Source organism: Serpentinimonas raichei (assembly GCF_000828895.1).
Classification (GTDB): domain Bacteria; phylum Pseudomonadota; class Gammaproteobacteria; order Burkholderiales; family Burkholderiaceae_C; genus Serpentinimonas; species Serpentinimonas raichei.
Map to the genome: position 1 here is coordinate 361,787 of NZ_AP014568.1, position 25,850 is coordinate 387,636.

General features: G+C 66.6%; 28 protein-coding genes. 15 read left to right on the forward strand and 13 right to left on the reverse strand.

Going from position 1 to position 25,850, the window contains the following annotated elements:
• Positions 1-44: 44 nt before the first annotated feature.
• The gene (fliF, locus tag SRAA_RS01720) at positions 45-1,772 is read right to left on the reverse strand and encodes a flagellar basal-body MS-ring/collar protein FliF (RefSeq protein ID WP_045530628.1); all 1,728 of its coding nucleotides are present in this window, start codon (positions 1,770-1,772) and stop codon (positions 45-47) included.
• 191 nt (positions 1,773-1,963) lie between these two features.
• On the opposite strand from fliF, the gene fliE reads away from it, so the two are divergent.
• On the forward strand, positions 1,964-2,293 hold the full coding sequence (gene fliE, locus SRAA_RS01725; protein WP_029462105.1) for a flagellar hook-basal body complex protein FliE: 330 nt from the start codon (positions 1,964-1,966) through the stop codon (positions 2,291-2,293).
• A 2-nt stretch (positions 2,294-2,295) separates the two neighbouring features.
• Here the strand turns inward: fliE and SRAA_RS01730 are convergent, their stop codons facing one another.
• Entirely contained in the window at positions 2,296-2,598 is a 303-nt protein-coding gene (locus SRAA_RS01730; protein ID WP_029462104.1) for a flagellar protein FliT, read from the reverse strand.
• A 113-nt stretch (positions 2,599-2,711) separates the two neighbouring features.
• Positions 2,712-3,137, reverse strand: a complete 426-nt coding sequence (locus tag SRAA_RS12160) for a ComEA family DNA-binding protein (protein ID WP_082039844.1) — start codon at positions 3,135-3,137, stop codon at positions 2,712-2,714.
• 105 nt (positions 3,138-3,242) lie between these two features.
• Between SRAA_RS12160 and SRAA_RS01740 the strand changes: the two genes are divergently transcribed.
• Together SRAA_RS01740 and SRAA_RS01745 are read left to right on the forward strand one after the other, a co-directional pair.
• The gene (locus SRAA_RS01740; RefSeq protein WP_045530630.1) at positions 3,243-3,902 is read left to right on the forward strand and encodes a CoA pyrophosphatase; all 660 of its coding nucleotides are present in this window, start codon (positions 3,243-3,245) and stop codon (positions 3,900-3,902) included.
• Positions 3,903-4,003: 101 nt separating this feature from the next.
• A complete protein-coding gene (locus SRAA_RS01745; RefSeq protein ID WP_045530632.1) occupies positions 4,004-4,945 on the forward strand; it encodes a CobD/CbiB family protein in 942 nt (313 codons plus the stop codon).
• A gap of 19 nt (positions 4,946-4,964) precedes the next feature.
• On the opposite strand, the gene rsgA is transcribed toward SRAA_RS01745, so the two are convergent.
• Positions 4,965-5,933, reverse strand: a complete 969-nt coding sequence (rsgA, locus tag SRAA_RS01750; protein WP_171820210.1) for a ribosome small subunit-dependent GTPase A — start codon at positions 5,931-5,933, stop codon at positions 4,965-4,967.
• Complete coding sequence (locus tag SRAA_RS01755; protein ID WP_045530634.1) at positions 5,930-7,201, reverse strand: M48 family metallopeptidase; 1,272 nt, start codon at positions 7,199-7,201, stop codon at positions 5,930-5,932. Before SRAA_RS01755 ends, rsgA begins: the two co-directional genes overlap by 4 nt.
• An 80-nt stretch (positions 7,202-7,281) precedes the next feature.
• Here SRAA_RS01755 and orn point away from each other — a divergent pair, with 80 nt between their 5' ends.
• The 7 genes from orn to SRAA_RS01790 all read left to right on the forward strand — a co-directional run bounded on the left by orn (position 7,282) and on the right by SRAA_RS01790 (position 14,951).
• Entirely contained in the window at positions 7,282-7,863 is a 582-nt protein-coding gene (gene orn / locus SRAA_RS01760; RefSeq protein ID WP_144318682.1) for an oligoribonuclease, read from the forward strand.
• 72 nt (positions 7,864-7,935) lie between these two features.
• Positions 7,936-8,232, forward strand: a complete 297-nt coding sequence (locus SRAA_RS01765) for a type II toxin-antitoxin system RelE/ParE family toxin (RefSeq protein WP_045530638.1) — start codon at positions 7,936-7,938, stop codon at positions 8,230-8,232.
• A 2-nt stretch (positions 8,233-8,234) separates the two neighbouring features.
• Positions 8,235-8,528, forward strand: coding sequence for an addiction module antidote protein (locus tag SRAA_RS01770; RefSeq protein WP_045533068.1), 294 nt, complete (start codon positions 8,235-8,237; stop codon positions 8,526-8,528).
• A 324-nt stretch (positions 8,529-8,852) separates the two neighbouring features.
• Positions 8,853-10,598 (forward strand): DEAD/DEAH box helicase, encoded by a 1,746-nt coding sequence (locus SRAA_RS01775; protein ID WP_082039845.1) that lies wholly within the window; start codon positions 8,853-8,855, stop codon positions 10,596-10,598.
• Between the two features lie 146 nt (positions 10,599-10,744).
• Entirely contained in the window at positions 10,745-11,614 is an 870-nt protein-coding gene (locus SRAA_RS01780) for a motility protein A (protein ID WP_082040068.1), read from the forward strand.
• Entirely contained in the window at positions 11,611-12,495 is an 885-nt protein-coding gene (locus tag SRAA_RS01785) for an OmpA/MotB family protein (protein ID WP_197538514.1), read from the forward strand. The genes SRAA_RS01780 and SRAA_RS01785 overlap by 4 nt, the downstream gene beginning before the upstream one ends.
• A gap of 47 nt (positions 12,496-12,542) precedes the next feature.
• Entirely contained in the window at positions 12,543-14,951 is a 2,409-nt protein-coding gene (locus SRAA_RS01790) for a UvrD-helicase domain-containing protein (RefSeq protein ID WP_045530640.1), read from the forward strand.
• A 15-nt stretch (positions 14,952-14,966) separates the two neighbouring features.
• On the opposite strand, the gene SRAA_RS01795 is transcribed toward SRAA_RS01790, so the two are convergent.
• Together SRAA_RS01795 and SRAA_RS01800 are read right to left on the reverse strand one after the other, a co-directional pair.
• On the reverse strand, positions 14,967-15,770 hold the full coding sequence (locus SRAA_RS01795; RefSeq protein ID WP_045530642.1) for a BPSS1780 family membrane protein: 804 nt from the start codon (positions 15,768-15,770) through the stop codon (positions 14,967-14,969).
• Positions 15,767-16,723, reverse strand: a complete 957-nt coding sequence (locus SRAA_RS01800) for a homoserine kinase (RefSeq protein ID WP_045530643.1) — start codon at positions 16,721-16,723, stop codon at positions 15,767-15,769. Before SRAA_RS01800 ends, SRAA_RS01795 begins: the two co-directional genes overlap by 4 nt.
• An 81-nt stretch (positions 16,724-16,804) precedes the next feature.
• Between SRAA_RS01800 and polA the strand changes: the two genes are divergently transcribed.
• Positions 16,805-19,684, forward strand: coding sequence for a DNA polymerase I (gene polA, locus SRAA_RS01805; RefSeq protein ID WP_045530645.1), 2,880 nt, complete (start codon positions 16,805-16,807; stop codon positions 19,682-19,684).
• Positions 19,685-19,689: 5 nt separating this feature from the next.
• On the opposite strand, the gene SRAA_RS01810 is transcribed toward polA, so the two are convergent.
• The 3 genes from SRAA_RS01810 to SRAA_RS01820 all read right to left on the reverse strand — a co-directional run bounded on the left by SRAA_RS01810 (position 19,690) and on the right by SRAA_RS01820 (position 20,976).
• Entirely contained in the window at positions 19,690-19,983 is a 294-nt protein-coding gene (locus tag SRAA_RS01810; protein WP_045530648.1) for a type II toxin-antitoxin system RelE/ParE family toxin, read from the reverse strand.
• Positions 19,980-20,204 carry an addiction module protein gene (locus SRAA_RS01815; RefSeq protein ID WP_045530650.1) on the reverse strand — a complete coding sequence of 75 codons (225 nt, stop codon included), beginning with the start codon at positions 20,202-20,204 and terminating at the stop codon, positions 19,980-19,982. The genes SRAA_RS01810 and SRAA_RS01815 overlap by 4 nt, the downstream gene beginning before the upstream one ends.
• A gap of 82 nt (positions 20,205-20,286) precedes the next feature.
• Positions 20,287-20,976, reverse strand: a complete 690-nt coding sequence (locus SRAA_RS01820) for a hypothetical protein (protein WP_045530652.1) — start codon at positions 20,974-20,976, stop codon at positions 20,287-20,289.
• Positions 20,977-21,209: 233 nt separating this feature from the next.
• Between SRAA_RS01820 and SRAA_RS01825 the strand changes: the two genes are divergently transcribed.
• Together SRAA_RS01825 and SRAA_RS01830 are read left to right on the forward strand one after the other, a co-directional pair.
• A complete protein-coding gene (locus tag SRAA_RS01825; RefSeq protein ID WP_197538515.1) occupies positions 21,210-22,301 on the forward strand; it encodes a nucleotidyltransferase family protein in 1,092 nt (363 codons plus the stop codon).
• A 27-nt stretch (positions 22,302-22,328) separates the two neighbouring features.
• Positions 22,329-22,928: a lysophospholipid acyltransferase family protein gene (locus SRAA_RS01830; RefSeq protein ID WP_045530656.1), complete on the forward strand. Its 600-nt coding sequence runs from the start codon at positions 22,329-22,331 to the stop codon at positions 22,926-22,928.
• A gap of 61 nt (positions 22,929-22,989) precedes the next feature.
• On the opposite strand, the gene SRAA_RS01835 is transcribed toward SRAA_RS01830, so the two are convergent.
• Complete coding sequence (locus SRAA_RS01835; protein WP_045530658.1) at positions 22,990-23,280, reverse strand: helix-turn-helix domain-containing protein; 291 nt, start codon at positions 23,278-23,280, stop codon at positions 22,990-22,992.
• Positions 23,273-23,605: a type II toxin-antitoxin system RelE/ParE family toxin gene (locus tag SRAA_RS01840; protein WP_197538516.1), complete on the reverse strand. Its 333-nt coding sequence runs from the start codon at positions 23,603-23,605 to the stop codon at positions 23,273-23,275. Before SRAA_RS01840 ends, SRAA_RS01835 begins: the two co-directional genes overlap by 8 nt.
• A gap of 128 nt (positions 23,606-23,733) precedes the next feature.
• Here SRAA_RS01840 and SRAA_RS01845 point away from each other — a divergent pair, with 128 nt between their 5' ends.
• Both SRAA_RS01845 and SRAA_RS01850 read left to right on the forward strand, forming a co-directional pair.
• Entirely contained in the window at positions 23,734-23,958 is a 225-nt protein-coding gene (locus tag SRAA_RS01845) for a hypothetical protein (protein ID WP_082039846.1), read from the forward strand.
• Positions 23,959-24,069: 111 nt separating this feature from the next.
• Positions 24,070-24,390, forward strand: a complete 321-nt coding sequence (locus SRAA_RS01850) for a helix-turn-helix domain-containing transcriptional regulator (RefSeq protein ID WP_045530660.1) — start codon at positions 24,070-24,072, stop codon at positions 24,388-24,390.
• Between the two features lie 144 nt (positions 24,391-24,534).
• Here the strand turns inward: SRAA_RS01850 and SRAA_RS12570 are convergent, their stop codons facing one another.
• Positions 24,535-25,200 carry a hypothetical protein gene (locus SRAA_RS12570; RefSeq protein ID WP_171820201.1) on the reverse strand — a complete coding sequence of 222 codons (666 nt, stop codon included), beginning with the start codon at positions 25,198-25,200 and terminating at the stop codon, positions 24,535-24,537.
• Positions 25,201-25,850 lie beyond the last annotated feature (650 nt).

Sequence of the window (25,850 nt, forward strand, 5' to 3'; positions counted from 1 at the left end):
TGTCAAGGGCCCGATTGTCGCCCGATTGTCGCCATATGGGCCCCTCAGGTGGTGGTGGCCGGCGTCGCCGCTTCGCCGCTCATCCAGCCGCGCACGATGTTGGCCACGGCCATCGGGTTTTCGCGTGCCAGCCGTCGCGCATCCTCCAGCCGCAACTGCTCGGCCGTGGGTTCATTGGATGCGGGTGCGGGCAAGCCTGGACGCTGGGGTTGGTCGTCCACCAGCGCGTTGAGCTGGCCGCCCGGTGCAGCGCTGCCATCGGCGCCTTCTGAGGCTTGGGCCGCCATCAGCTTGAGCGAGGGCCGCACCATGCCCAAGAACACGATCAGGCCCAGCAGCAACAGGCCCAGTGGCCAAGCCAGGCTGCGGATCAGGTCTTGCAGCCACGGCTGCTGCCACAGCGGCAGCTCGATGGTTTCCACCGCGGTGCGGTTAAAGGCGGCGTTCATGACGTTGACGGTGTCGCCGCGCGGTTCGCTAAAGCCGATCGCTTCGCGCACCAAGGCATTGATCTGCGCCATCAGCTCGGGCGACAAGGGGGTGCTGGTGGGCTCGCCGCGGCGGTCGGTGCCTTCGGCATGGTTGAGCACCACGGCCGCGCTCAACCGGCGGATGTTGCCGGTGGCGCCGCGCGTGACGGCCACGGTGCGGTCGACCTCGAAGTTGGTGACTTGCTCGCGTCGGCGGTTGGCTTCGGCCGTACCGCCACCCACGTTTTGTCCCGGCACCACGCCCAAGGGAGCGGCATCGGGGGCGTTGATGGGGGCGGCAGCGGCCCCCGGCGGCAAGTTGGCCACCGCACCCGGCACGCCGGCGGGGGTTTGGTCGGTCTGGCTGCCGCTCTCGAGCAGTTGAGCGCTGCGCACGGCGGCTTCGTTGGGGGTTTGGTTGGGGCGGAATTGCTCGCTGGTCTGGTCGGTGACCGAAAAATCGACGTCGGCCGTGACCTGGGCGCGCACGTTTTGGCGCCCCACCAAGGGTTCGAGCAGATCCAAGATGCGCTGTGCATACATCTGCTCGACCATGCGCCGGTATTCGAGCTGGCGCGAATCGATGCCATTTTGTGCGCCGTCGGCGCTTTGCGACAACAGATTGCCCTGCTGGTCCACCACGCTCACGGCGGCGGGGCGCATTTCGGGCACGCTGCTGGCCACCAGATGCACGATGCCGGCCACTTGGGCGCGGTCCAGCGTGCGGCCGCCGTGCAGGGTCAGCAATACGCTGGCCGAGGGCTTTTGCTGCTCCCTGAAAAACCCGGTCTGGTTCGGTAGTGCCAGGTGCACGCGCGCTTCGGCCACGGCATTGAGCGAGGAAATCGAGCGCACCAGTTCGCCTTCGAGGCCGCGCTGGAAATTCAGGCGTTCTTGGAATTGCGTCATCCCCAAGCGGGCGCTGTCCATCAGCTCAAAGCCGACCACGCTGCCACGCGGCAGCCCTTGCGCCGCCAGTTGCAGCCGCACGTCGTGTACCCGGTCGGCCGGCACCAAGATCGCGGTGCCGCCCTCAGAGTGTTGGTAGGGCACACCGAGTTGCGACAACTGCTCGATCACGGCGCCGCCGTCTTGCGGCGACAGATTGGCGTACAAGACCCGAAACTCGGGCCGGCCGGCCATTAGGACGGCTGCCACCAGCAGGGCCAGCAGGCCTGCGGCGCCTAGGGCGAGCATGAGCTTGCGCCCGCTGTCCAAGCGCGCAAAGCCTTGCACCAGGCGGTTGGGACGGCCCGCAGCCTGGGCGAAGGGGGCATCAACGGTGGCAACGGCGGTGTTCATGCGTGGCGGTGGGGTTCAAGCGCCGTGAAAGGGCGGGAGGGCGGGCGGTTTGAGGCAATTATGAAAGCCCATCCCGGAATCTAAAGCAGGAAAAGCCCCTTGGATGGGTGTCTTATCGGGCTCAAGCTGGGCCGCGCCGAGCCGTAGCATCGGTTGCGTCGGATTGAACCCCGTACTGCAAGGATACTGCCATGGAATTGCGCCTTACCCCCCCCACGACCGTCACTGCGGGCGCAGTGCGCGCGCCAACGCGTCCACCCTCCCTCGAGGCCGGGGGCGCGGCTGAGGTTGCCGGTGCCAGTGGTTTTGGGCAGGCCTTCAAAACCGCGCTGCACAACGTCAGCGCGGCACAAAACCGGGCCACGCAGTTGCAGACCGAGTTCCAGATCGGCAACCCCAATGTCAGCCTAGAGCAAACCATGTTGGCCATGCAAAAGGCCCAAATCGGCTTTCAGGCCGCGCTGCATGTGCGCAACCGCATGATGCAGGCTTACACCGATGTGATGAATATGCAGGTTTGAGACTAGTGCAGCAGCCGCGACTGCGGCGGGTGCAAGACGGTGCCCAACTCATCCACCCAAGGTTCCACCAATTCTCGGATTTGCGCATCGTGGCGCAGCAGGGTGAGCATGATGCGCTGCTTGCGCGCGCGCTCTTCGGGTGTCAGGGGGGTCTCGCTGCCGAGTTCGCGCAAGCGCGCGATCAACACGGCGCAGGCGCTTTCGAGGCGCACCATCTCGTCCCAGTCTTGCGTCTGTGCCGCATCGAGCATCGCTTGGCTGGTTCTTTCGATCGCCTGATAGTAGTCGAGCAGGTGGATGGCCATGGTGGGTGGGTGGGTCGAAGGGGTGGATGCAAATTTTGGCGATCCGCGGGTCATGCCTTTTATATCGTTGGATTGGGCGCCGACTTGAGGAAATACTGGAGGGCTTGTGCCGGTCAGTTGTGGGCTTTGGGTGCGGGGCCGGGTGAGTGCGCCGGCTCCAGCGGGCGTGGCACCATGGGCTGCCACTGGATGGGGGTGGGCGGGGGTTCTTGGCCCAAGCGCCTGCCGTTGACGGTCAAGCCGTTGGCCGACAGGCGGGTCGCGGTGGCGGGGCCCACGCCGCGCACCCGGTTCGAAAAATCGCTCCAGTTGGCAAAGGGACGCTGTTGGCGCGCCGACACGATGCGCTCGACCATCACCGGGCCTATGCCCTTGATGGCATCGAGGTCGGCGGGTGAAGCCTGATTGGCCTCGACCGCTTGGGCCTGAGCCGAGGCCAGCGCCAACGCAGCGGCGCACAAAGCCGCCAAGACCCACTGGTGGGATGACTTGCCGAATCGGGCTTTCCACGATGCGCCCGCTGCCCATGCGCCATCCATGCCGCCTCCTGTGTGTTGCGCTTCCAACCCCTGCACAATAGCGCTTATCTTAACTTCAAGGCGGGTGTGTGTGGTGCGGCATGCGCGGCAGCCGCCCGGCCAGCTATGTTTGATCCCACCCAAGTGCCCGTGCTCGGCACCGACAGCCACCTGCCCGCCGTGGCGCTGGCGCAGTGCCAGCCCATGGCGCTGCGCCAGCGCTTTGCGGCCCCTCCGGTCTGGCAGCCCGAGTTGCACCACGAGCCCCGCTTCATCGACCGCGTGCCGAGCCCGGCGGCGGTGTTGATGGCGGTGCGCACCGGGCCGCAGCCCACGCTCTTGCTCACCGAGCGCAGCCTTGCCTTGCCCGATCACCCCGGCCAGATCGCGTTCCCGGGCGGCAAGATCGACGCCACCGATGCCGATGCGCAAGCCGCCGCCTTGCGCGAGGCGGAAGAAGAAATCGGGCTGCCGCACCAGGCGGTCGAGGTGCTGGGTCAATTGCCCATCTACACCACCGGCAGCGGCTTCATCGTCACGCCGGTGCTGGCGCTGGTGCCCGCTTGGCAGCGTTTGCAACCCAATCCGCGCGAGGTGGCGGCGGTGTTTGAGGTGCCGCTGGCCTATTTGATGAACCCCGCGCACCACCGCCGCCACGAGTTGCTTTGGCAAGGCAGCCACCGGCAATGGTTTTCCATGCCTTGGCACGACGGCACGCGGGAGTGCTACATCTGGGGCGCCACGGCGGCCATGCTGCGCAACCTGTACCGGCTGTTGAGTGCCTGAGCCGGCCCCGGCGCTCCGGCGGCGGGTGCGTTCTAGGACAGGCGCAGGACAGCCTGCACAGGGCTGGCCGAAAGCGGTTGCACTGGTTATGATGCCAACCCATGACCTTGTTCGCCCTCATTTTGGCTTTGGTGCTCGAACAGGCGCGCCCCTTGCCCGACGACAACCCGGCCCACGCTGCGCTGCGCGCTTGGGCGGCCGCTGCGCGCCGCTGGCTCGATGCCGGGCAGTGGCAGCATGGCTGGCTGGCTTGGGCGCTGGCGGTGCTGCTGCCCACCGTGCTCGCGCTGTTGATCTACGGCTTGCTCAACTGGGTGCACGGTCTGCTCGGTTTTGCGTGGGCGGCGCTGGTGCTCTACCTCACGCTGGGCTTTAGGCAGTTCAGCCACCACTTCACCTCCATCCGGGTGGCGCTGGAGTCGGGCGATGAGGCGGCGGCGCGGGCCGAGCTGGCGCGCTGGCAAGGGGTGGAGGTAGCCGAGTTGCCGCAGCAGGAGTTGCTGCGCCATGTGATCGAACACTCGGTGCTGGCCGCGCACCGCCATGTGTTTGGGGTGATGGTGGCGTTTGTGGTGTTTGCAGCGATGGGCCTAGGGCCGGCCGGGGCGGTCTTGTATCGCATGGCCTTGCATGTGGCGCGCCATTGGTCGGTGCGCACGGCGGTTGAAGTCGAGGACACCTCTGCCAGCGCAGCGCGGCGCGGCTGGCGCGTGGTCGATTACGTGCCGGTGCGCGCCACCGCGCTGGCGTTTGCTGTGGTGGGCAATTTCGAGGAAGCGCTGGCCAATTGGCGCCAGGAAGGCAGCCTGACCAAGGGCAACGACGGCTTGTTGTTGGCTGCCAGTGCGGGGGCCATGAACGTGCGCCTGGGCAGCGGCCCGCCCTTGGGTGAGCCCCTGTATTCACCCGAGTTGGGCTGGAGTGAATCGGATGCGCGCGTGCCCCAATTGGCGCATCTGGCCACCATGGTCGGGCTGGTTTGGCGCGGCGTGTTGCTGTGGCTGCTGCTGCTGGCGCTGGCGCTGCTGGCGCGCGCTTGGTGAGGTTTCCGCGGCGCCTTTCCTAATAGCGCGCCGCCACGCTGAGTTCGCGGTGCAGATCGACGTAGAGCCGGTAGCGCTGCTCGTTGATGCCCGCACCCACGGCGGCCCGCACCGCGCAACCCGGTTCGTGCAGATGGGTGCAGTTGTAGAAGCGGCACTGTCCGCAGTGCGCGTCGAGGTCGGGCATCAGGTGCGCCAGTTGCGGTGGCTCGAGGTGGCGCAAGCCAAACTCCTGAAAACCGGGCGAGTCGATCAGCGCCGAGCGGCGCTGTGCATCGAGCCAGTACCAGGTGCTGCTGGTGGTGGTGTGACGGCCCGAATTGAGCGCGCGCGAGACCGTTCCGGTGGCGGCCATGGCCGTGGGCACGAGCCGGTTGACTAGGGTGCTTTTGCCGGTGCCCGAAGGGCCCAGCACCAGCGTCGCGCGCCCTTCTAGGTGCTGGCGCAGGGCCTCGAGGCCGCCGTCGTCGTCAAGGCTTGCGGGCGCACCCGCTGCGCCGCCCGGCGCGTTCAGGCACAGCGGCAGCACGGTTTGCCCAAAGGCGCGATAGGGGGCTAGGCGCTCCCAGGCGCTGTCGAAAGCCGGGCCCAGGTCTTGTTTGTTGAGCACCACCAGCGCCTCGATGCCGGCGGCGCGGGCGGCCACCAGGGCGCGGTTGAGCTGGCTTTCGGAGAACACCGGATCGGCGGCCAGCAGCACCAGCAGCAAGTCGAGGTTGGCGGCAAAGGACTTGGTGCGCAGTTCGTCTTGGCGGTAGAACAGATTGCGCCGCTCCAGCGTGCGCATGATCGTGCCACCGTCGCCGCTGGGTTGCCAGCAGACCCGGTCGCCCACCAAGGGGGCGTCTTTTTTGCCACGCGGGTGGCACAGCAGGCGCTGGCCGTCGTCGGTCTCGACCCAGCAGTGGCGGCCGTGGGTGCCGACCACCAAACCCAGGCGCTCAGCCAGCCCCGAACCAGTGGCATCGGGGCACTGGGTAGGCATCATGCGCCCAAGCGCGCCAAGCGCTCGCCGGCGGGCGGGTGCGAGTAGTAAAAGCGCACGTACAGCGGGTCGGGCGTGAGGGTGCTGGCGTTGTCTTTATAGAGCTTGAGCAGGGCGCTGGCGAGGTCGCGCGGGTCGGCGTGCGCAACCGCAAAGGCGTCGGCCTCGAACTCTTGCCGGCGCGACAGCGCGCTCATCCACGGCGAAGCAAAAAAGCCGACCAGCGGGGTTACCAGCAAAAACAGGATCAGGGCCAGGGCCCCGTTGGGCTGCATCAGGTTGGGGGTCACGCCCAAGCCGGTGTAGAACCAGACTTGCTGCACCAGCCAGCCCAGCAGCGCCAAAGCGCCCAAGCTCAGCAGCGCCATCAGCGCGATGCGCTTGAGGATGTGGCGGCGCTTGAAGTGCCCCAGCTCGTGCGCCAACACGGCGTCGAGCTCGCCTGGCGCCAGCTGCTGCAACAAGGTGTCGAAGAACACCACCCGCTTAGCCGGCCCAAAGCCGGTGAAATAGGCGTTGGCGTGCGCGCTGCGCTTGCTGCCGTCCATCACGAACAAGCCCTTGGCCTGAAAGCCGCAGCGCGCCAACAGGGCTTCGATGCGCGTTTTCAGGGCCGGGTCTTGCAGCGGCTCGAAGCGGTTGAACAGCGGCGCGATCAGGCTTGGGTACAACACCAGCAGCAGCAGGTTGAAGGCCATCCACAGCCCCCACGCCCACAACCACCACAGGGGGCCGGCGGCCTGCATCAGCCACAGCAGCAAGGCCACCACGGGCAACCCGATCACAGCCCCCACGGCGGCGCCCTTGAGGCCGTCGCTGAGCCACAGGCGCGGGGTCATGCGGTTGAAGCCGTGCCTTTGTTCGAGCACGAAGGTGCGGTACCACGACAGCGGCAGCTCCAGCAGCGCCCCCAGCGCGGTAAAGGCCGCCAGCAGCGCCACCTGTTGCAGCAAGCCCGGCCCGAACCACGCCAGCAAGCCCTGGTTGAGGGCATTCAGGCCCCCCAGCAGCGTCCAGCCCACCAGCAGCGCCGCCCCGAAGCTGGTTTCGATCAGCCCCAAGCGGGTTTTGGCGATGGTGTAGTCGGCCGCTTTCTGGTGCGCCGCCAGCCCGATGCGCTCGGCAAAGGGTGCCGGCACGGCGGCGCGGTGTTGCGCCACGTGGCGCATCTGGCGCCCGGCCAGCCAGAGCCGGGTCAGCAAGCCAGCGGCCAGCAGCAGGCAAAACACGGCCGTCCACAAGGCCGGGGCAAAAACAGCAAAATCATTCATAGCCCGCAAGTATAGGAGCCGCCGCCCTATGCTGCAGGGACTGGGGCGAATCGGCGCACGAATCGGCGAGAATGCAGCCCATGCAAAACCCCGCCCCACCCTTGGCCGCCGCGGCCGAACTGCACCACAGCGACCAAAACCTGGTCTGGATCGACTGCGAGATGAGCGGGCTCGACCCGGACAAAGAGCGCCTGCTCGAGATCGCCGTGGTTGTCACCGGGCCGCATTTGAGCCCGCGCATCGACGGCCCGGTGCTGGTGCTGCAGCAAAGCGAGGCGCTGCTGGCGGCGATGGACAACTGGAACAAGGGCACGCACGGCAAGAGCGGTCTGCTCGACAAGGTGCGCGCCAGCCGCCTGAGCGAGGCCGAGGCCGAGGCCGAGCTGCTGGCCTTCTTGCGCCGCTACGTGCCCAAGGGCGGCTCGCCCATGTGCGGCAACAGCATCGGCCAAGACCGGCGCTTTTTGCTCAAGTACATGCCCAAGCTGGAAGACTACTTCCACTACCGCAACCTCGACGTGAGCACGCTCAAGGAGCTGGCCAAGCGCTGGCGGCCCGAGGTCTATGCCGCCTTCAAAAAGCAGCAGCGCCACACCGCGCTGGCCGACGTGCACGAGTCCATCGACGAGCTGGAGCACTACCGGCAGCATCTGCTGCGCTAAAGGGCCAGTAGGGCTGCGGGGTCGCCTTGAATTGGTGTTGCGATGATGTAGTTTTTAGACTACACTCCAAACATGTTTGAGTTGCTGCAAACCGAAGCCTTTCGCAAGTGGCGTTCTAGGCTCAAGGATGGGCGCGCTCGCACCGCCATTGCAGCGCGGCTCGATCGCTTGGCCTTTGGTCATGTGGGCGACGCCGAGCCAGTGGGTAAGGGTGTGAGCGAACTGCGCATCCACTATGGTCCGGGGTACCGGGTGTATTTTCAGCGGCGCGGCAATCAGATCATCGTTTTGTTGTGCGGCGGTGACAAAGCCTCGCAGGTGCGGGACATTGCTACCGCGCTGCGCCTGGCAGAGCAATGGAGTGAATGAGCATGAGCGAAAAACTGAGCCCCTACGATCCGGCCGAGGATTTGAGTTCCGACCAGGCCATTGCTGACTTCATGGCTGCGGCGCTCCAGACCCAGGATACGGCCTACATCTCGCATGCGCTGGGCGTCGTTGCCCGGGCCAAGGGCATGGCGCAGATTGCCAACCAGACCGGCCTGTCGCGCGAACAGCTCTACCGCTCCTTCAGCGCCCATGGCAACCCGACGCTGCGCTCCACGCTGGCTGTTATGAAGGCGCTAGGGATCGAGCTATCCGCAAAGCCGGTTGCGGGTCACTAAAAAATAAATTTGCACGCCGCGCGTAAATGCGCCATAATCGGGGGCTTCGCTGAAATACAGCGAAGACATTTGCATCTGCCTCACGCTTTTTTGGGGGTGGTTTCATGGGGCGCAGTCGGGCTTAAAGAGCAGCGGCACCGCCACCCCATCCAACCCCAGCCTGGTTGCACTGCCCCTTAGGGGGAAGCATAGCGCCCAGGTCGATTTGTTTGTGGTCGATGTGTTTTTTCACCACGAACGAATCGGGCGTACCCGCACGGCCAGCACGGCTGCGCGGCCTTCCGTTTTGTTCCTTTGCGCCTACAGTGCGCATGGACGAACGACATGACAGACATTGCTTACACCCCTGAGGCTGCCGACGCAGCCACCCCTGCCGCCGCCACGCCCGTGGTTGCGGCCACCCCCGTGGCCACCCCCACCGCCCCCTCGGCTTTTGCCGCCCTGGGCCTGGCCCAGCCGCTGCTCAACGCTGTGGCCGACCTTGGCTTCACCCAGCCCACGCTGGTGCAGCAAGCCGTGATCCCCAAAGCCATGCAGGCCGAAGGCACGGGCCGCTCCGGCGCGCAGGCTTTCACTGACCTGATGGTGTCGAGCCAGACCGGCAGCGGCAAAACGGCGGCGTTCCTGCTGCCGGTGCTGCACACCTTGCTGGTCCAGATGGAGCAGCAAGAAGCCGCCGAGCGCGCCGATTGGGAACGCCAACAAGCTGAAGCCGCTGCCGCTGGCCAGCCGGTTCCCAAACGAGCCAAGCGCCAAAACCCGTTGCTGGCGCGCCACTTCAAGCCCACCGTGCCCGGTGCGCTGGTGTTGTGCCCGACGCGCGAACTGGCGCAGCAAGTCGCCAACGACGCCATCGACCTGGTGCAACACTGCCGCGGCCTGCGCATCGCCAACGTGGTCGGCGGCATGCCGTACCAGATGCAAATTGCCAAGCTGCAAAACGCCAACCTGGTGGTGGCCACGCCGGGCCGCCTGCTGGACTTGCAGCGCAGCGGCCAACTGGTGCTCGACCAGGTGCAGTTTTTGGTGGTCGATGAGGCCGACCGCATGCTCGACCTCGGCTTTGCCGACGACCTGGCCGAAGTCAACCGCCTCACTGCGGCGCGGCGCCAGACCATGATGTTCAGCGCCACCTTTGCGCCGCGCATCCAGTCGCTGGCCACGCGCGTCATGCGCGAGCCGCAGCGGGTGCAGATCGACACCCCGCAAGACCGGCACGTCAACATCGAGCAGCGCCTGTACTGGTGCGACAGCCCGGAGCACAAGCGCCAGCTGCTGGACCACTGGCTGCGCGACGCCTCCATCGGGCAGGCGATCGTTTTTTCCAGCACCCAGATCGAGTGCGACGCCTTGGCGGCCGATTTGCAGCAGGCCGGTTTTGCCGCCGTGGCGCTGCACGGGGCGCTCAGCCAGGGCTTGCGCAACCGGCGCCTGATGGCGCTGCGCAGCGGCCAGGTGCAGATTCTGGTGGCCACCGACGTGGCCGCGCGCGGCATCGACGTGCCCAGCATCACGCACGTATTCAACTACGGGCTGCCGATGAAGGCCGAGGACTACACGCACCGCATCGGCCGCACCGGCCGCGCCGGGCGCCAAGGGATGGCGGTGACGATGGCCGAAATGCGCGACCGGCGCAAGATTGGCGATATCGAAGCCTTTAGCCAGCAAGTGATCGACACCCACACCATTGTCGGCATGGAGCCGCGCAAGCAACTCTACGAGAGCCGCAGCGAGCCCCGTCGTGGCCCGGGTGGTCGCCCACCGGCTGGGCGCGGTGCCCGCCCCGGCGGCTCTTTCAGCGGCCCGCGCGAAGGCGGTTTCGGTGCCCGGCCGACGCAGCACCAGCCGCACCACCCACCGCGCACCCCCGGCGAAGGGCCGCGCCACGGCTTTGGCAAACCTGCCGCCCCGGCACGCCACAGTCACGGGGATCGTCCGGCCTTCGGCGACCGCCCTGCGTATGGCGATCGTCCGGCCTTCGGCGGCGACCGCCCGGCCTGGGGTGACAAGCGCGAGCGCCCCCAAGGCGGCCCCAAGCCTTTTGCCGGCAAAGGCCGCACCAGCCGCTAAGCGGGTAATCCTGCTCATCCTCCCTCGCACGGCCATGCGCGCCGTAGGGGGGCGGGTGAGTGGCAAGGCGGGTTGCGGCGGCGGCCGTCGATGCGGCACAATTGCGTCACAGGGCGGCGCGCATGCGCCGCCAGGAGCCCTACCAGATGAATCCCTCCACCCTGATCGGGATGGTGGCCAGCGTGCTGTTGCTGGTCGTCGTCATGATTTTTGCGGCCGAAGACCCGCTGCTGTTCATCGACTTGCCGGGCTTGGGGATCGTGCTCTTTGGCACCCTGGCCGCTACCTTCATGAGCTACCCGCTGCGCGAGGTGCTGCGGGTGTTTCAGCTCTTTGGCACCGTGATCCGAAACGAGCGGCTCTACACCCAGAGCGCCATCGACGAGCTGGTCGATGTCTCGCGGCTGTGGATGCGCGACGACCTGGCAGCGGTCGAGCGGGCCCTGAAAAACGTCAACAACCCCTTCCTGCGCACCGGGGTGCAACTGGTGATCGAGCGCACCCCCGAGGCCGACATTCTGGACTTGATGCAGTGGCGCATCTCGCGCCTGCGCGCCAAGGAAACCGCCGAGGCGCAGTTGTTTCGCGTCATGGCCAGCTACGCGCCGGCCTTTGGCATGATCGGCACCTTGGTCGGGTTGGTCAATATGATGGACATACTGGGCACCGGCGACATGCTGGTGATCGGCGGCCATCTGGCGGTGGCCCTGATGACCACCTTCTACGGCATTTTGCTCGCCAACCTGATCTTCAAGCCGGTGGCGGTCAAGCTCGAGCGCCGCACCGAGCAGCGCGTGGTGCTGATGAACATGGTGATGCAGGGCATCGCCATGATGACGGCGCGGCGCAGCCCCTCGCTGATGCGCGAAACGCTCAAGTCCTTTGCGGCGCACCACGAAGACGAGATTTTTGACGGGCCGCAGGCAACGCCTAAATCGGGCGGCTGGTGGGGCTTGGGCCGGCGCAAAGCCAATCCGTCCAGCAAAGCCGGACCCAACCCCGCCGGGCGTCCATGAGCCCGACGCTGCTCGAGAGCATGCTGGCCCGCATGCCCCCCGGGCCCGGCTCGGCGGCGAACGCGTCCAGCCACCAGGCGGCGGCCACCGATGACAGCATGGGCCCCAACCGCTCCATCAGCGCGCTGCACAGCGGCCGTTTCGAGCGCTGGCACGTGGACCCGGTGCCGGTGCAAGAGGAGGAGGCCTGGCTGATCACCTACCTCGACATGATGACGCTGCTGCTGGCGATGCTGGTCGTGATGCTGGCTTTTTCCGAGCCGGTGAGCGAGGCCTTTCGCGGCGAGCGGCGCGAGATCGCGCTCGACCGGCTGTACCCGCGCGAGCAAGCCGCGGCTGATGCGGGCACCACCATCTTGCCGCCGGTGCCGCTGCCGCACCCAGCCACGGCGCCGGCGCGTCTGGAGGGCGACCCGGTCGACATCCGCGCCGCCCCGGTGCCGCCCGCGCCGCCCGCGCTCAACGTGGGCGATCTGGGCCAAAACGTCGATGTCGTCACCGACGCCAAGGGCGTGACGCGCTTTCGCATCAGCAGCGAGTTGCTGTTTGCGCCCGGCCAGGCCGCACTGACCCCGGCGGGGCAGCGCGTGATGGACGAGCTGCTGCCGGTGCTCAACCAGGCCATTGGCCACACCATCGTGGTCGAGGGGCACACCGACAACGTGCCCATCGCCACCGCGCGCTTTCCTTCCAACTGGGAGCTGGCGGCGGGCCGCGCCGGTGCGGTGGTGCGTCACTTGGAGACGCGCGGCGTGAATCCGATGCGGCTGCGCGCCACCGGCGTGGCCGACACGCAGCCGCTGGCCGACAACGCCACCGCGCCCGGGCGGGCGCAGAACCGGCGCGTGGAAATCGTGCTCGAAGCGCCGCCGGTGCAGTAAACGCAGGCGGACGCAGGCGGGCGCGTGGGCCAGCCGATAATCGGCCCATGATCCACCGTTTCGCGCCCGAATCCGCCCCCAGCCCGGCCTACACCCCCAGCCCCACCTCAGCCCTAGACCAGCCGTCGCCGCTGCTGCAAAGCCTCAACCCCGAGCAGCTCGCTGCCGTCACGCTGGGGCCCGAACCGGCGCTGATTTTGGCCGGTGCCGGTTCCGGCAAAACGCGCGTGCTCACCACCCGCATCGCTTGGCTGCTGAGCACCGGGCAAGTCGGCCCGGCCGGGGTGCTGGCCGTGACCTTCACCAACAAGGCCGCCAAAGAGATGCTCACGCGGCTGGCGGCGCTGCTGCCGCTGAACGTGCGCGGGATGTGGATCGGCACCTTTCATGGCCTGTGCCACCGCATGTTGCGCGCCCACTGCAAGCTGCTCAATCTGCCCGCCACGTTCCAGATTCTGGACATGCAAGACCAGCTCAGCGCCATCAAGCGGCTGCACAAGCAGCTCGCCCTCGATGAGGAGCGCTTCAAGCCCAAGGAATTGCAGTGGTTCATCAACGCCTGCAAAGAGGAGGGCCAGCGTGCACACCAGGTGCCCGCGCGCGATGCCGAGCAGCGCCACAAAATCGAGTTTTACCGCCTGTACGAGGAGCAGTGCCAGCGCGAAGGCGTGCTCGACTTTGGCGAGCTGCTGCTGCGCAGTTTCGAGCTGCTGCGCGACCACGACCCGGTGCGCGAGCACTACCAGCGCCGCTTCCGGCACATACTGGTCGATGAGTTCCAAGACACCAACCGCCTGCAATACGCCTGGCTCAAGCTGCTGGCCGGGCGCATGGAGGGCAACCAGTTTGTGCCGGCCGGCAACGCCGTGCTGGCGGTGGGCGACGACGACCAGAGCATCTACGCCTTTCGCGGCGCGCGCGTGGGCAATATGGCCGATTTCGTGCGCGAGTTTGGCGTGCGCCAGCAAATCAAGCTGGAGCAAAACTACCGCAGCCAGGCGCACATACTGGAAGCCGCGAACCGGCTGATCGAGCACAACCAGGGCCGCTTGGGCAAAAACCTGCGCACCGACCAGGGCACGGGCGAGCCACTGCGCGTCTATGAAGCGCCGAGCGACTACGCCGAGGCCAACTGGATCGTGGATGAGGTGCGCCAGCTCACCGGCCGCGATGGCCTGCCGGCGCACCAGGTGGCGCTGCTGTACCGCAGCAACGCGCAAAGCCGGGTGCTGGAGACGGCGCTGTTCAACGCCGGGCTGCCGTACCGGGTCTATGGCGGGCTGCGCTTTTTCGAGCGCGCCGAGATCAAGCACGCGCTGGCCTACCTGCGCCTGCTCGACAACCCCGCCGACGACACCAGCCTGCTGCGCGTGCTCAATTTTCCGCCACGCGGCATCGGGGCGCGCAGCGTGGAGGCCTTGCAAGCGGCGGCGCAGGCGGCCGGCTGCTCCCTGCACGATGCGGCCAGCGCGGTGCCGGGCCGGGCCGGGGCCAGCCTGGGCGCCTTCGTGGCCTTGCTCGATGCCTTGCGCGAGCGCTGCCAAGGCTTGGCGCTGCGCCAGATCGTGGAGCAGGTGTTGCAGCACAGCGGCCTGCTGGCGCACTACCGCGCCGAGCGCGACGCCAGCGAGCGCGTAGAAAACCTAGAGGAACTGCTCAACGCCGCCGAGAGCTTTGTGATGCAAGAAGGCTTTGGCCGCGACGCGGTGGCGCTGCCGCTGGACGAGACGGCGGCGGCCGAGGCAGGGGCAGCGGCCAATGCAGGCAACCCACCCGATGAGGAGCCGCCCAGCGGCGAAACCCTGAGCCCGCTGCAAGCCTTCCTGAGCCACGCCGCGCTGGAAGCGGGCGACAACCAAGCCCAGAGCGGGCAAGACGCGGTGCAGCTCATGACCGTGCACGCCGCCAAGGGGCTGGAATTCGACGCCGTGTTCATCACCGGGCTCGAAGAAGGCCTGTTCCCGCACGACAACGCCAGCAGCAGCGCGCAGGCGCTGGAGGAGGAGCGGCGGCTGATGTACGTGGCCATCACGCGCGCGCGCCAGCGCCTGTATTTGAGCCACGCCCAGACGCGCATGTTGCACGGCCAAACGCGCTACCACCCGCGCAGCCGCTTTCTGGACGAGCTGCCACCGCAGTGCCTGCAGTGGCTCAGCCCCAAACCGGGTGCAGTGGCCGGGCTGGCCCGTGGGTCGACTGGGCTGCAACCGGCTTGGGGCCGCAGCGCCTTGGTGCCTGAAGTGCCGGGGGTGCCCGGTCTGCCCAGCCGCAGCGCCCCAGCCACAGCCGACACGCACGGCATCCGCAGCGGCATGGCGGTGTTTCACCAAAAATTTGGCCAAGGCAAGGTGCTGGCCGTCGAGGGGCGCGGCGACGATGCGCGCGCCCACGTGAACTTTACGCGCCACGGCAGCAAATGGCTGGCGCTGGCGGTGGCCAAGCTCACGCCGCTGTAGCGCAGCGGGGCCGCGTCAGGCCGGTGGCTGCCCTTCGTCGGTCTCGAAGCTGTCGCGGAAGGTGAAGTAGAGCGAGGTAAAAAAGATCGCGCTCATCAGCATCGCCACCGGGAACAGCAGCATGCCGATGAACTGCGGCCCACCCACCAAGCCGCCCAGCAGCACCAGCAGCAGCGAGACGCCAAAGAACACCACGCCCCAGCCAAGGAAATAGACCAGCAGCGCGGCCTTGTTGGTCCAGCACGCCAGCGCGCTAAAAAACAGGCTCTTGAGCGGCGACACCCCGTGCCAGTGCACCAGCGCTGGGGCGTGCCAAAACAGCAGCCCGAGCGGGATGTGCAGCAGCACGCCGATCATCATGCGGTTGATGGCCTCGGGGTTGAGCACCAGGTCTTCGGGGCTGGGGGCGGTGCCCGGAGCGGGCACGCTGGCTGGATCAACCAAGGGCGTGGGCGCGCCGCCGGTGAGCAGCAGCGTCAGGCCCATGATCAGCAGCGAACCCGCGGCGTAGATCATTCCCAGCACCAGCATGGCGCGTGCGCGCTCGCGCCCGGCCTGGAAGGCGCTGGCCAACACCGCGGGCATGGGGAACTGCCCGGCGGCGGCGATGCGTGTGGCCGCCATCAGACCCAGCGTGGCCGCAGGCAGCAGCGCCAGCGCCAGCGCCTGCCCCAGCAGCGGCACCATCGAGAGCACCGTGACCAGCAGCATGAACATGAAAAACAGCCCGGCCAGCGCCAGCGGCTGCTTGAAAAAAGTGCGCAAGCCCAGTTTGACCCACAGCCAGCCGGTGCGCGCCGGTACGCGGTGCAGCCTCATGCGTGGGCCACCCGGGCGCGCAGCACGCGCTCGAAGTGGGTCGGGTCGTGCGGTTGCAGCAGCGCAGCCGAGCGCGGCAAATACCAATCCCACAGGCGCGAGAGCCAAAAGCGCAGCGCCGCAGCGCGCATCAGCATGGGCAGCAGAGTTTGTTCGGCCGCTGTGAAGGGGCGCACGCGCTGGTAGGCGTCGAGCAGGGCGTGGCTGCGCGCCGCGTCGGGCTGGCCGCTGGCGAGGTCGATGCACCAGTCGTTGAGGCACACCCCGAGGTCGAACAACCAGGTGTCGCAGCCGGCAAAGTAGAAATCGAACACGCCGGTAAGCTCACCGCCCTCGAACATCGCGTTGTCGCGAAACAGGTCGGCGTGCACCGGGCCGCGCGGCAGGGCCTGGTAGCCAGCCTGCTGCACCAGCGCGTTTTGCAGCGCCAGTTCGCTGCGCAGCAAATCGGCCTGCTCCGGGGCCAGGTGTGGCAGCACCAGCGGCGCGGTTTCGTTCCACCACGCCAGGCCGCGCAGATTGGGTTGCTGGCGCGGGTAGTCCAGCGCCGCCAGGTGCATGCGCGCCAGCAGGGTGCCCAGTTGCGCGCAGTGGCCGGGCTGGGGGCTGAGTTCGCTGTGGCCGCGCAGTTTGTTGACCACCGCCGCCGGTTTGCCCTGCAGCCGGTGCAGGATGTGGCCGCTGGCGTCGGGGGCCGGGTTGGGCACCGGGATGCCCTTGGCCGCCAGATGCTGCATCAGATACAGGTAAAAGGGCAGTTGCTCAAAGCCTAGGCGCTCGAACAGCGTGAGCACGTATTCGTGGCGCTCGCCGCTGGGTGCGCGCACCGAGGCAAAGTAGTTGGTGTTTTCGATTCCGCCCGGGCAGCCGCGCAGCTCGATCAGTTCGCCCAAGCCCAGCGGGCGCAGCAGCGCCGCAGCCTGGGAGGGCGTGACTTCGGTGAATACCGCCATGGTCAAGGGTTTCGGGGCGCGCCGCCGGCGCTAGAAAGGGTGGCTTGCATAGGCTGCGATTGTAGGCGGCACAATGCGGGCATGACCCAAGCCACACTCCCAAGCGCAGACCACCCCGCCACGGCCCCCACCCTGCTGCTGGTCGATGGCTCCAGCTACCTGTACCGGGCCTACCACGCCATGCCCGATCTGCGCGCCGTACCCGGCGACCCCGGCAGCCCGGCCACCGGCGCGCTGCGCGGTCTCATCAACATGGCGCAGGCGCTGCTGCGCGAGCACCCGGCCCAGAGCGCGGCCTTCGTGTTCGACGCGCCCGGCCCCACCTTTCGCGATGCGCTCTACCCCGCCTACAAGGCGCAGCGCAGCCCCATGCCCGACGATTTGCGCGCCCAGATCGAGCCCATCCACACGGTGCTGCGCCTGCTCGGCTGGCCGGTGCTGTGCGTGCCCGGTGTGGAGGCCGACGACGTGCTCGGCACCCTGGCGCAGCAAGCCGCCGCAGCCGGGATGCAGGTGCTCATTTCCAGCGGCGACAAAGACCTGAGCCAACTGGTGCAGCCGCGCATCACGGTCATCGACACGCTAAGTGGTAAGCGGCGCGACGTGGCCGGGGTGCAGGCCGAATTCGGCGTGCCACCGCAGCAGATGGTGGACTACCAGTGCCTGGTGGGCGACGCGGTGGACAATGTGCCCGGGGTGGAGAAGGTGGGGCCCAAAACCGCCGTCAAGTGGCTGCTCGAATACGGCTCGCTCGACGCCATCGTGGCGCGAGCCGCGCAGATGCCCGGTGCCGTGGGCGAAAAGCTGCGCCAGGCGCTGGATTGGCTGCCCACGGCGCGCCAGTTGCTTAGCATCAAGACCGATTGCGATTTGAGCGCGCACCTAGACCCTGCCGCGCCCTTGCAGCAAGCGCTGCGCCTGCAAGCGCCGGATCAGGCGGCGCTGCGCGATTTTTACCAGCGCTACGGCTTCAAGACGCTGGTGCGATCGCTGGAAGCGGTTCCGGGCCGGGCCGGGGTCGCACAGTCCGGGGCCGATCAGCTTGGTGGGATGGGGCTTGATGCACCAGGCGCTGCTGTGGCCGCCTTCGGGCTGGCTGAGGCGGCGCAGGCAGGGCAGGGGGCCGCGGAGGGCGCCGATACCGCACCCACCGCGCCACCTTGCCAGTACGAGACCGTGCTCACCTGGGAGGCGCTGCACGCCTGGCTGGAGCGCCTGCAAGCGGCCCCGCTGGTGGCGCTGGACAGCGAAACCACCGGGCTCGACCCCCTGCGCGCCGAAATCGTCGGCCTTTCGTGGAGCATCGAACCGGGCCAAGCGGCCTATCTGCCGCTGGCGCACGACTACCCCGGCGCGCCGCCGCAACTGCCGCGCGAGCAGGCGCTGGAGTGCCTGCGCCCCTGGCTGGAAAACGCGGCCGCGCCCAAGCTCGGCCAGCACATCAAATACGAGCGCCACGTGTTCGCCAACCACGGCATAGCCCTGCGCGGGCTGGACCATGACACGCTGCTGCAAAGCTACGTGCTCGAAGCCCACCTGCCGCACAGCCTGGAGAGCCTGGCCGAGCGCCATCTAGGCCTGCGCGGCACCAGCTACGCCGAGCTGTGCGGCAAGGGCGCGCAGCAAATACCGTTTGCACAAGTGGACATCGAACGCGCCAGCAGCTACGCCTGCGAAGACAGCGATTTCACGCTGCAGGTGCACCAGCGCCTGTGGCCGCGGCTGCAGGCCGATGCCAAACTGGGCGCGGTGTATGCGCTCGAAATCGATTGCTCCGAGGTGCTGTACCGCATCGAGCGCCACGGCGTGCTGATCGACGCCGCCACGCTGGCGCGCCAGAGCCACGAGCTGGGCCAGCGCATCGTGGCGCTGGAGGCGCAGGCCCACGCCAGCGCCGGCCAGCCCTTCAACCTCAGCAGCCCCAAGCAGTTGGGCGAGATTTTGTACGACCGCCTCGGCCTGCCGGTGCTCAAGAAAACCGCCACCGGCGCGCGCAGCACCGACGAAGAGGTGCTGGAAAAATTGGCCGAAGACTACCCGCTGCCGGCCCAAATCTTGCAGCACCGCTCGCTCTCCAAACTCAAAAACACCTACACCGACAAGCTCGCCGCGCTGGCGCACCCGCGCAGCGGGCGCGTGCACACCCACTACGCGCAGGCCGTGGCCGTGACCGGGCGCTTGTCGAGCAACGAGCCCAATCTGCAAAACATCCCCATCCGCACCCCCGAGGGCCGGCGCGTGCGCGAAGCCTTCGTGGCCGCGCCCGGGCACCTGATCGCCAGCGCCGACTATTCGCAGATCGAGCTGCGCATCATGGCGCACCTGAGCGACGACCCGGCCCTGCTGCGCGCCTTCCACACCGGGCAGGACGTGCACCGCGCCACCGCCGCCGAGGTTTTTGGACTGGTGCCCGAGCAGGTGAGCAGCGAACAGCGCCGCGCCGCCAAGGCGATCAACTTTGGCCTGATCTACGGCATGGGCAGCTTTGGCCTGGCCAAGGCGCTGGGGATAGACAACACGGCGGCGCGCAACTACATCGAGCGCTACTTCGAGCGCTTTGCCGGTGTGCGCCGCTACATGGACGCCACCCGCGCCCAAGCCAAGGCCTGCGGCTACGTGGAGACGGTGCTGGGCCGGCGCCTGTATCTGCCAGAGATCAACTCACCCAACGGCCCGCGCCGCGCCGCCGCCGAGCGCGCCGCCATCAACGCCCCGATGCAGGGCACCGCCGCCGACCTGATCAAGCTCAGCATGGTGGCGGTGCAGCATGCGCTCGACGCCCAAGGCCGCGCCAGCCGCATGATCATGCAGGTGCACGACGAACTGGTATTCGAGCTGCCCGCCGCTGAACTAGACTGGCTGCGCAGCGAAGTGCCGCGACTGATGGCCTCGGTGGCGCAGCTCAAGGTGCCGCTGCTGGCCGAAGTGGGCGTGGGCGCCAACTGGGAGCAGGCGCATTGAGGGGGCTATCTGCGTCCTGCGCCGTGCTCGGGGTCGCGGCTTTGGTGGCGCACAACCAGAATGCGCAGTTCAAGGCCCTCGTGGCGGTAGATGAGCGAGTAAGGGAAGTCTGATAGGGGGTGGGCTCGGCGGCCATCAGCAGTCGGCGTGCCAAGGCCCGGATGCTGCTCCAGCAGCTGGGCAACCCGCTCAAACTCGTTTAAAAACCGGCGTGCCAACCCGGCCCCGGCCTCGTTTTGGTAGAAGCGCACGGCTTGTGCAAGGTCTTCGGCGGCCAGGCGGTGGATGGAACGGGTCATTGCACTGCGGCGCGCAGCTTGCCAAGCACGTCGTCCAGCGCGAGCAGCGCCGACGGATCGCTGTCGGCTTGAGCGTCTCGCTGCGCCGCTACGGCGTCCCAAGCCGAATCGCGCGCTGCATCGGCATCTAGGCTGGAAACAATCTGGTCCAGCAGACGAATGCGCTCTGCCTTGGGCAACTGCAACAGTTCGGATGCGAGGACTTCTACTGGCATTCCCATGAAATGGCTCCGGTTGTGATGTCCAGTAGCTTGCCACAAACGGCGGATGGCTGGATGGGTGGCAGAGCAAAATCTGCCGGCTTTAGCGCGCCACAGTCGAAGTGGCCAGCCCCATGGCCAGCGTCTGCTGCGCGCCGATGCGGGTCGGGCCGTTGCAGTCGGCGGCCATAATCTGGCGCAGCACGTTGCTGGAACCGGGCTCGGGCAGCATGGCGTTGAGGTAGCGCGCCAGCGTGAGTTTTTGTGCGGCGTTGGGCTGGCTGTGGCAGGTGCGCGGGCCAAAGTCGAGGTCGGGCGGCAGCGGCGTGAAAGCCAGCAAGGCGGGCTGTGGCAGCAGCGGCAGCACCCGCTGCGTGCCGGCGGCAAACACCAGCAGGCAGGGCGTGTCGCAGGTGCGGCCCGGCTGCACTTGGGTGTCGAACTGGCGGTTGCGCAGCATCGAGCCGATGGTGATGGCGCTGCCCAGCTTACCCGCCGTGGCCTCCAGCAACAGGCGCCGGCTGCTGCAGCGCGCACCCTGCAACTGCTGCAAACCCGTGTGCAGGCGCCGCACCGTGCCTTCGTGTATCTCGCCCTGCAAGGTGATGCTGCACGCGGCGCTGCGGGTGTCGAGCAGCAGACGGCCGCCCTCGAAGGGCAGTGTGCTTAGGCCGGGTGCGGCCGCAGCGGCCGGTGCTGGGCTCGGGGTGGGTGCAGCAGGCGGTGGGGTGGGTGTGGCGCAGCCGACCACCAGCAGGGCCAGAGCGGCCAACCCAAAAATTCGCGCAAGCATGTGTACAAGGACCAAGTCAAGTGGGGCAAGGGTATGGGCGCAGTCTGCGCTGGGCCAGCCAAGCGCAACGCCGACCACCACGCCAACCCTACCGACGGCCAAGCAGGGATGGATCGATTTTAGGTATTCTCGCCGATAGTTGGCGGGCTTATCATTGGCAGGATTAATCTCAACCCAAGCGCAGCCGCGCCCACCCGCCGGCCGCCACACGAAACCACGATATGGCCAAAGGCATGATCCTCGCCGCCGGGCAGGGCACGCGCGTGCGCCCGCTCACCAAAGACCTGCCCAAACCCATGGTGCCCATACTGGGCAAGCCGGTGATGGAGTACCTGATCGAGCACCTGGCGCGCCACGGCGTGCGCCAGATCATGGTCAACGTGGCCTACAACCACCGCAAGATCGAGGACTACTTTCGCGACGGGCACCGCTGGGGCGTCGAGCTCGGCTACTCCTACGAAGGCGTGTATGACCACGGCGACATCCTGCCGCGCCCGCTGGGCTCCGCGGGCGGCATGCGCCACATCCAAGACCAGAGCGGCTTTTTTGACGACACCACGCTGGTGCTGTGCGGCGACGCGCTGATCGACCTCGACTTTGGCGCTGCGCTGGAGCAGCACCAGCGCCAGGGCGCACTGGCCAGTGTGGTGACGCTGGACGTGCCGCGCGAGCAAGTGGGCAACTACGGCATCGTGGTCGCCGGGCCCGACGGCCGGGTGCAATCCTTCCAGGAAAAGCCGCAGCCGCACGAGGCCAAATCCACCCACGCCAGCACCGGCATCTACATTTTCGAGCCCGCCGCGCTGGAGCTCGTCCCCAGCGGCCAGGTGTTCGACATCGGCAGCCAACTGTTCCCCTTGCTGGTCGAGCGCGACCTGCCTTTTTACGCCCAAGAGCGCAGCTTCAACTGGATCGACATCGGGCGCGTGAGCGATTACTGGTCGGTGCTGCAGCGCGTGCTGCGCGGCGAGCTGGCCGATATGCGCATGCCCGGCACCGAGGTGCGCCCCGGCGTGTGGGCGGGGCTCAACACCCGCATCGACTGGAACGCGGTGCACATCCAAGGCCCGGTGTATCTGGGTTCGAGCGTGCGGCTCGACCCCGGCAGCTCGGTCATCGGCCCGGCCTGGATCGGCCACGGAAGCCACGTGCGCGCCGGTGCGCGGGTCGAGCGCAGCGTGCTGTTCGAGTACACCCGCATCGGCGCCGGCATGTTGTTCCAAGACATGATCGTCTCGCCCAGCTACTGCGTGGACCGCCACGGCCACGCCACCTACGTGGGCGACGACCGCTTTCCGCTGCGCTGGGGCGATGCGCGGGCTTGAGGGGCGCTTCGGCGATACTCAGGGCCCATGCACCGCACCATCTTCACCACGCCAGTCGTCAACACCTTGCTGCGCGGCGGCTCGCTGGCTTTTTTGCGCCTCACGGGCTGGAAGGTGGAAGGCAGCCTGCCACCCGAGGCGGCCAAGAGCGTGTTGATCGCCGCCCCCCACACCAGCAACTGGGACTTGCCCTACACGCTGATGGTCTCCTTTGCCCTGCGCCTGACCCCCTACTGGATGGGCAAGCACAGCCTGTTCAAGTCCCCCTTTGGGCCCCTGATGCGCTGGCTGGGCGGCATTTCGGTCAGCCGGGAGCAGTCGGGCAACCTGGTGGAGGCATCGGCCCGTGCCATTGCCGAGGCCGACGCCCCGCTGCAGCTCATCGTGTCGCCCGAGGGCACGCGCGCCAAAACGCGCTACTGGAAAACCGGCTTTTACTACATCGCGCAGGGTGCCCAAGTGCCCATCGTCATGGCCTATATGGACTACACCCGCAAGCGCAGCGGCCTAGGGCCATTGTTCGTGCCCAGCGGCAACCTCGAGGCCGACATGGCCGCCATCAAGGCCTTTTACGCGCCCTTCCAAGGCAAGAACGCGGCCCAGTTCGAGGCCAAGCCGCCGCATTGAGCAGGCGGCTTGGGCGCGACAGCCCGCCCGCACGGCAAATTCCAAGCCATCGAAGCCGTTTCTATGCGTGAAGCGCCGAGAGCGCATCAGGGTTGGCTTCGACGATCTTTAGCAAGGCGCGCGCAGGTCCTGCTGGACGCACGCGATGTTGCTCCCAGTTCTGCAGGGTCTTGGGCTTGACGCCGATCAGGTGGGCGAAACGACTCTGCGACAGACCGGTGCGCTCACGGATCGCCTTGACATCGGGCTCAGGAAACGCCTGCACGCGAACGCCCAGCAGCTTCTCGCCGCGCATATGGCGCCCCATGTCGCGCACGCTGTCGAGCAACTCGTCGAACTGTTGGTCATTCATCTGGTATCTCCGCTTGCATGATCTCGGCCAACCGCCGCAGTTGAACGGGTGTCAGATTGGTGCTGACATTTTTCGCATAGGCATAGATCAAGTAGCACTGCTCCTTGCTCACCCAGTGGTAGTAGATGACCCGTGCCCCACTGCGCTTGCCCCTGCCAGGCAACGGAACACGCAACTTGCGCAGCCCCCTGCCGCCGGGAATCAAGTCGCCAGCGGCGGGATTTTCCAGCAAGGTGTTCTGCAGCGCGGCGATATCCTCATCCGCGAACAGTTCGGCTGCACAGCGGATGAAGATCGGAAGTTCCACAAAAACCATGACTTCCATTATCCGCTAGAAGCGGATAACGGTGCAAGCCCAAGCCTTATCCGACGATGTATGAGCCTACACGCAAAACGTGGCCGGACCCCATTGTCGTTGCGCTATCATCCCCCAAGCCTTTCAACCACCGCACGATGCGCCTTTCCGCCTTTGAACGCCAAACCCTGAAGCAGGCCGCTCTGAGCAGCTTTGGGCCCGGCGTCGTGTTGCGCCTGTTTGGCTCGCGGGTGGCCGACGGGCAGCGCGGTGGGGATATCGATCTGCTGGTTGAGACCCAACTGCTCGATCCGGCGCAAATCGCTCAGGCGCACACCCGCTTCCTGGCGCGGGTGTATAGCCATTTGGGTGAGCAGATGTAGCCGCTGCGCGGATGGAACAGGGCAATCTCTCCAATGTGGAGTGGTTCCGGGGCATTGGTGAGTACAAGATCGACTGGGGGCCGGGTTACCGCATCTACTTGGCCAAGGACGATGGCACTGACCCGTGATTTCAAAAAAACCGTGGCTGCCCGCGTGCAGAGCGATCCGGCGTTTGCCCAGGCCCTGCTGGACGAGGCGATCACCCTGCTCATCGACGGCGAGCCCGATAGCGCCAAACTCATCCTGCGCGATCTGGTGAACGCGACGGTAGGGTTCGAGTCGCTGGCCGAGGAAATTCACAAGCCGGCAAAAAGCCTGCACCGGATGCTGTCGGCCTCGGGCAATCCGACCATGAGCAACATTTCCGCGATCTTCGCCGCCATCAAGCGCGCGCTGAAGGTTGAGGTTCGCACCACCGTCGTGCTGGCATAGCTGCCACCACGCCACATCTGAAAAAACCCCGCCCCTCTTGCGAAGGACGGGGCTTAAATTTTATCAAGCACCTACCCGAAGGCAGGGGCTTGGGGCAGAAGAAAACCGTGGTCTGACCGCGATTTCCCCCTCCCCTTTGTGATTTCAGCGCCGAATCAAGAGCATTACGTCTTGTTGCATCCCGCCGCCCTCACTGGCGTGATAAAGGATAAAAAACATCCTTTGCCCGTCTATAACGAGTTCGTAGATTTGAGCCCGGTCTACTGTATTTTCGGCAGGCAACAAGCTAAGTCCAGCCGGGCTCAGCATGGCGTCCACCTGAACCCTAGTGAGTGCGTCTGCTGGAATAGGCTGGAGGGCGTCGGCATCATTGCCAGAAACCGTCGATCCGTCGTTGTTGAAGCGGATCCATCCTGTGTGCCCGCCAACTCCGGCAATTTCACTATGGAAGCAATCGATCGCATCAAAAGTTTGGCCTGCAATGTTGTTGGGGCCATCAAGGGCTTCAGTCAGAGTGACCCGGCGCAGGTTGTGCGACAGCAAAACCACTGTACTTTGTGAAGTTGTTGGACCGGGAAGGCAGGCCACGGCTACATTGCCCGTGTCGTCGAGTAACACGGAGACGGGGGTGTTGTTTACTGTGGCGCGGGTTTGCCAAGTGTTGGTGCCAATCCCGGTGACGTTAACTACCACGTTACTGCCTAGGAAGTTGGATAGGCCAAAAGCCACTTGAGCTTGGGTTGTGGTTGCCGCCACGTTGGTCTGCACGGTTTCGGTTTGGCCATCATGACGTATCACGCTAACTGCCATGTTACCGCTGGTGGCAATGCTCGGTGTGGATCCTGCTGGTGCTGCAGGCAGGGCCCAGTTGAATTGCCCAGTTAGTTCCGCAGGCGTGGTGGGTGCTGTGGCGGCGATAGGGGGGCTGGTAGGAGGCGTGGCAGGAGGCGTGGTAGGAGGCGTGGTAGGAGGCGTGGTAGGAGGCGTGGCAGGAGGCGTGGCAGGAGGCGTGGCAGGAGGCGTGGTAGGAGGCGTGGTAGGAGGCGTGGTAGGAGGCGTGGTAGGAGGCGTGGTAGGAGGCAGCGTGCCCGTTGCAACCACGTCATCGCCGCCACCCAAGCAGCCCGCAAGCGAAGCCGCTGCGGCTGCGATGGCCAGAAATTTTAGAACTCTCATGCAAAATACCCCTGTTGAAGTGGAATAAGACCGGGTTGCTTGGCTCAGTTCGCTGGCGCGCACACGCACTGGCACGCAGTGCATGAGCCGCACAGACAAAAAGCCGTCGTGTGAAGTTGCAAAAAAGGTGGATCGCAGGCACCGATCAGGCGCGGCCGGGTTTCCTCCCCCTAACTCTCATGAATCCTGCGCGACACCCCGGACGATGGAAGACACTGAGGGGGTGTGCGGGCGAGCTTGGGTAGAGGTCGGTCAAACCTTTGATGGCACATTGACCGCGATTC

What these genes read in the sequence shown, in the direction of transcription:
- fliF (WP_045530628.1), bottom strand. Translation starts at nt 1,772, where the DNA reads ATGAACACCGCCGTTGCCACCGTTGATGCCCCCTTCGCCCAGGCTGCG.
- fliE (WP_029462105.1), top strand. Translation starts at nt 1,964, where the DNA reads ATGGAATTGCGCCTTACCCCCCCCACGACCGTCACTGCGGGCGCAGTG.
- SRAA_RS01730 (WP_029462104.1), bottom strand. Translation starts at nt 2,598, where the DNA reads ATGGCCATCCACCTGCTCGACTACTATCAGGCGATCGAAAGAACCAGC.
- SRAA_RS12160 (WP_082039844.1), bottom strand. Translation starts at nt 3,137, where the DNA reads ATGGATGGCGCATGGGCAGCGGGCGCATCGTGGAAAGCCCGATTCGGC.
- SRAA_RS01740 (WP_045530630.1), top strand. Translation starts at nt 3,243, where the DNA reads ATGTTTGATCCCACCCAAGTGCCCGTGCTCGGCACCGACAGCCACCTG.
- SRAA_RS01745 (WP_045530632.1), top strand. Translation starts at nt 4,004, where the DNA reads ATGACCTTGTTCGCCCTCATTTTGGCTTTGGTGCTCGAACAGGCGCGC.
- rsgA (WP_171820210.1), bottom strand. Translation starts at nt 5,933, where the DNA reads ATGATGCCTACCCAGTGCCCCGATGCCACTGGTTCGGGGCTGGCTGAG.
- SRAA_RS01755 (WP_045530634.1), bottom strand. Translation starts at nt 7,201, where the DNA reads ATGAATGATTTTGCTGTTTTTGCCCCGGCCTTGTGGACGGCCGTGTTT.
- orn (WP_144318682.1), top strand. Translation starts at nt 7,282, where the DNA reads ATGCAAAACCCCGCCCCACCCTTGGCCGCCGCGGCCGAACTGCACCAC.
- SRAA_RS01765 (WP_045530638.1), top strand. Translation starts at nt 7,936, where the DNA reads ATGTTTGAGTTGCTGCAAACCGAAGCCTTTCGCAAGTGGCGTTCTAGG.
- SRAA_RS01770 (WP_045533068.1), top strand. Translation starts at nt 8,235, where the DNA reads ATGAGCGAAAAACTGAGCCCCTACGATCCGGCCGAGGATTTGAGTTCC.
- SRAA_RS01775 (WP_082039845.1), top strand. Translation starts at nt 8,853, where the DNA reads ATGACAGACATTGCTTACACCCCTGAGGCTGCCGACGCAGCCACCCCT.
- SRAA_RS01780 (WP_082040068.1), top strand. Translation starts at nt 10,745, where the DNA reads ATGAATCCCTCCACCCTGATCGGGATGGTGGCCAGCGTGCTGTTGCTG.
- SRAA_RS01785 (WP_197538514.1), top strand. Translation starts at nt 11,611, where the DNA reads ATGAGCCCGACGCTGCTCGAGAGCATGCTGGCCCGCATGCCCCCCGGG.
- SRAA_RS01790 (WP_045530640.1), top strand. Translation starts at nt 12,543, where the DNA reads ATGATCCACCGTTTCGCGCCCGAATCCGCCCCCAGCCCGGCCTACACC.
- SRAA_RS01795 (WP_045530642.1), bottom strand. Translation starts at nt 15,770, where the DNA reads ATGAGGCTGCACCGCGTACCGGCGCGCACCGGCTGGCTGTGGGTCAAA.
- SRAA_RS01800 (WP_045530643.1), bottom strand. Translation starts at nt 16,723, where the DNA reads ATGGCGGTATTCACCGAAGTCACGCCCTCCCAGGCTGCGGCGCTGCTG.
- polA (WP_045530645.1), top strand. Translation starts at nt 16,805, where the DNA reads ATGACCCAAGCCACACTCCCAAGCGCAGACCACCCCGCCACGGCCCCC.
- SRAA_RS01810 (WP_045530648.1), bottom strand. Translation starts at nt 19,983, where the DNA reads ATGACCCGTTCCATCCACCGCCTGGCCGCCGAAGACCTTGCACAAGCC.
- SRAA_RS01815 (WP_045530650.1), bottom strand. Translation starts at nt 20,204, where the DNA reads ATGGGAATGCCAGTAGAAGTCCTCGCATCCGAACTGTTGCAGTTGCCC.
- SRAA_RS01820 (WP_045530652.1), bottom strand. Translation starts at nt 20,976, where the DNA reads ATGCTTGCGCGAATTTTTGGGTTGGCCGCTCTGGCCCTGCTGGTGGTC.
- SRAA_RS01825 (WP_197538515.1), top strand. Translation starts at nt 21,210, where the DNA reads ATGATCCTCGCCGCCGGGCAGGGCACGCGCGTGCGCCCGCTCACCAAA.
- SRAA_RS01830 (WP_045530656.1), top strand. Translation starts at nt 22,329, where the DNA reads ATGCACCGCACCATCTTCACCACGCCAGTCGTCAACACCTTGCTGCGC.
- SRAA_RS01835 (WP_045530658.1), bottom strand. Translation starts at nt 23,280, where the DNA reads ATGAATGACCAACAGTTCGACGAGTTGCTCGACAGCGTGCGCGACATG.
- SRAA_RS01840 (WP_197538516.1), bottom strand. Translation starts at nt 23,605, where the DNA reads ATGGAAGTCATGGTTTTTGTGGAACTTCCGATCTTCATCCGCTGTGCA.
- SRAA_RS01845 (WP_082039846.1), top strand. Translation starts at nt 23,734, where the DNA reads ATGCGCCTTTCCGCCTTTGAACGCCAAACCCTGAAGCAGGCCGCTCTG.
- SRAA_RS01850 (WP_045530660.1), top strand. Translation starts at nt 24,070, where the DNA reads ATGGCACTGACCCGTGATTTCAAAAAAACCGTGGCTGCCCGCGTGCAG.
- SRAA_RS12570 (WP_171820201.1), bottom strand. Translation starts at nt 25,200, where the DNA reads ATGGCAGTTAGCGTGATACGTCATGATGGCCAAACCGAAACCGTGCAG.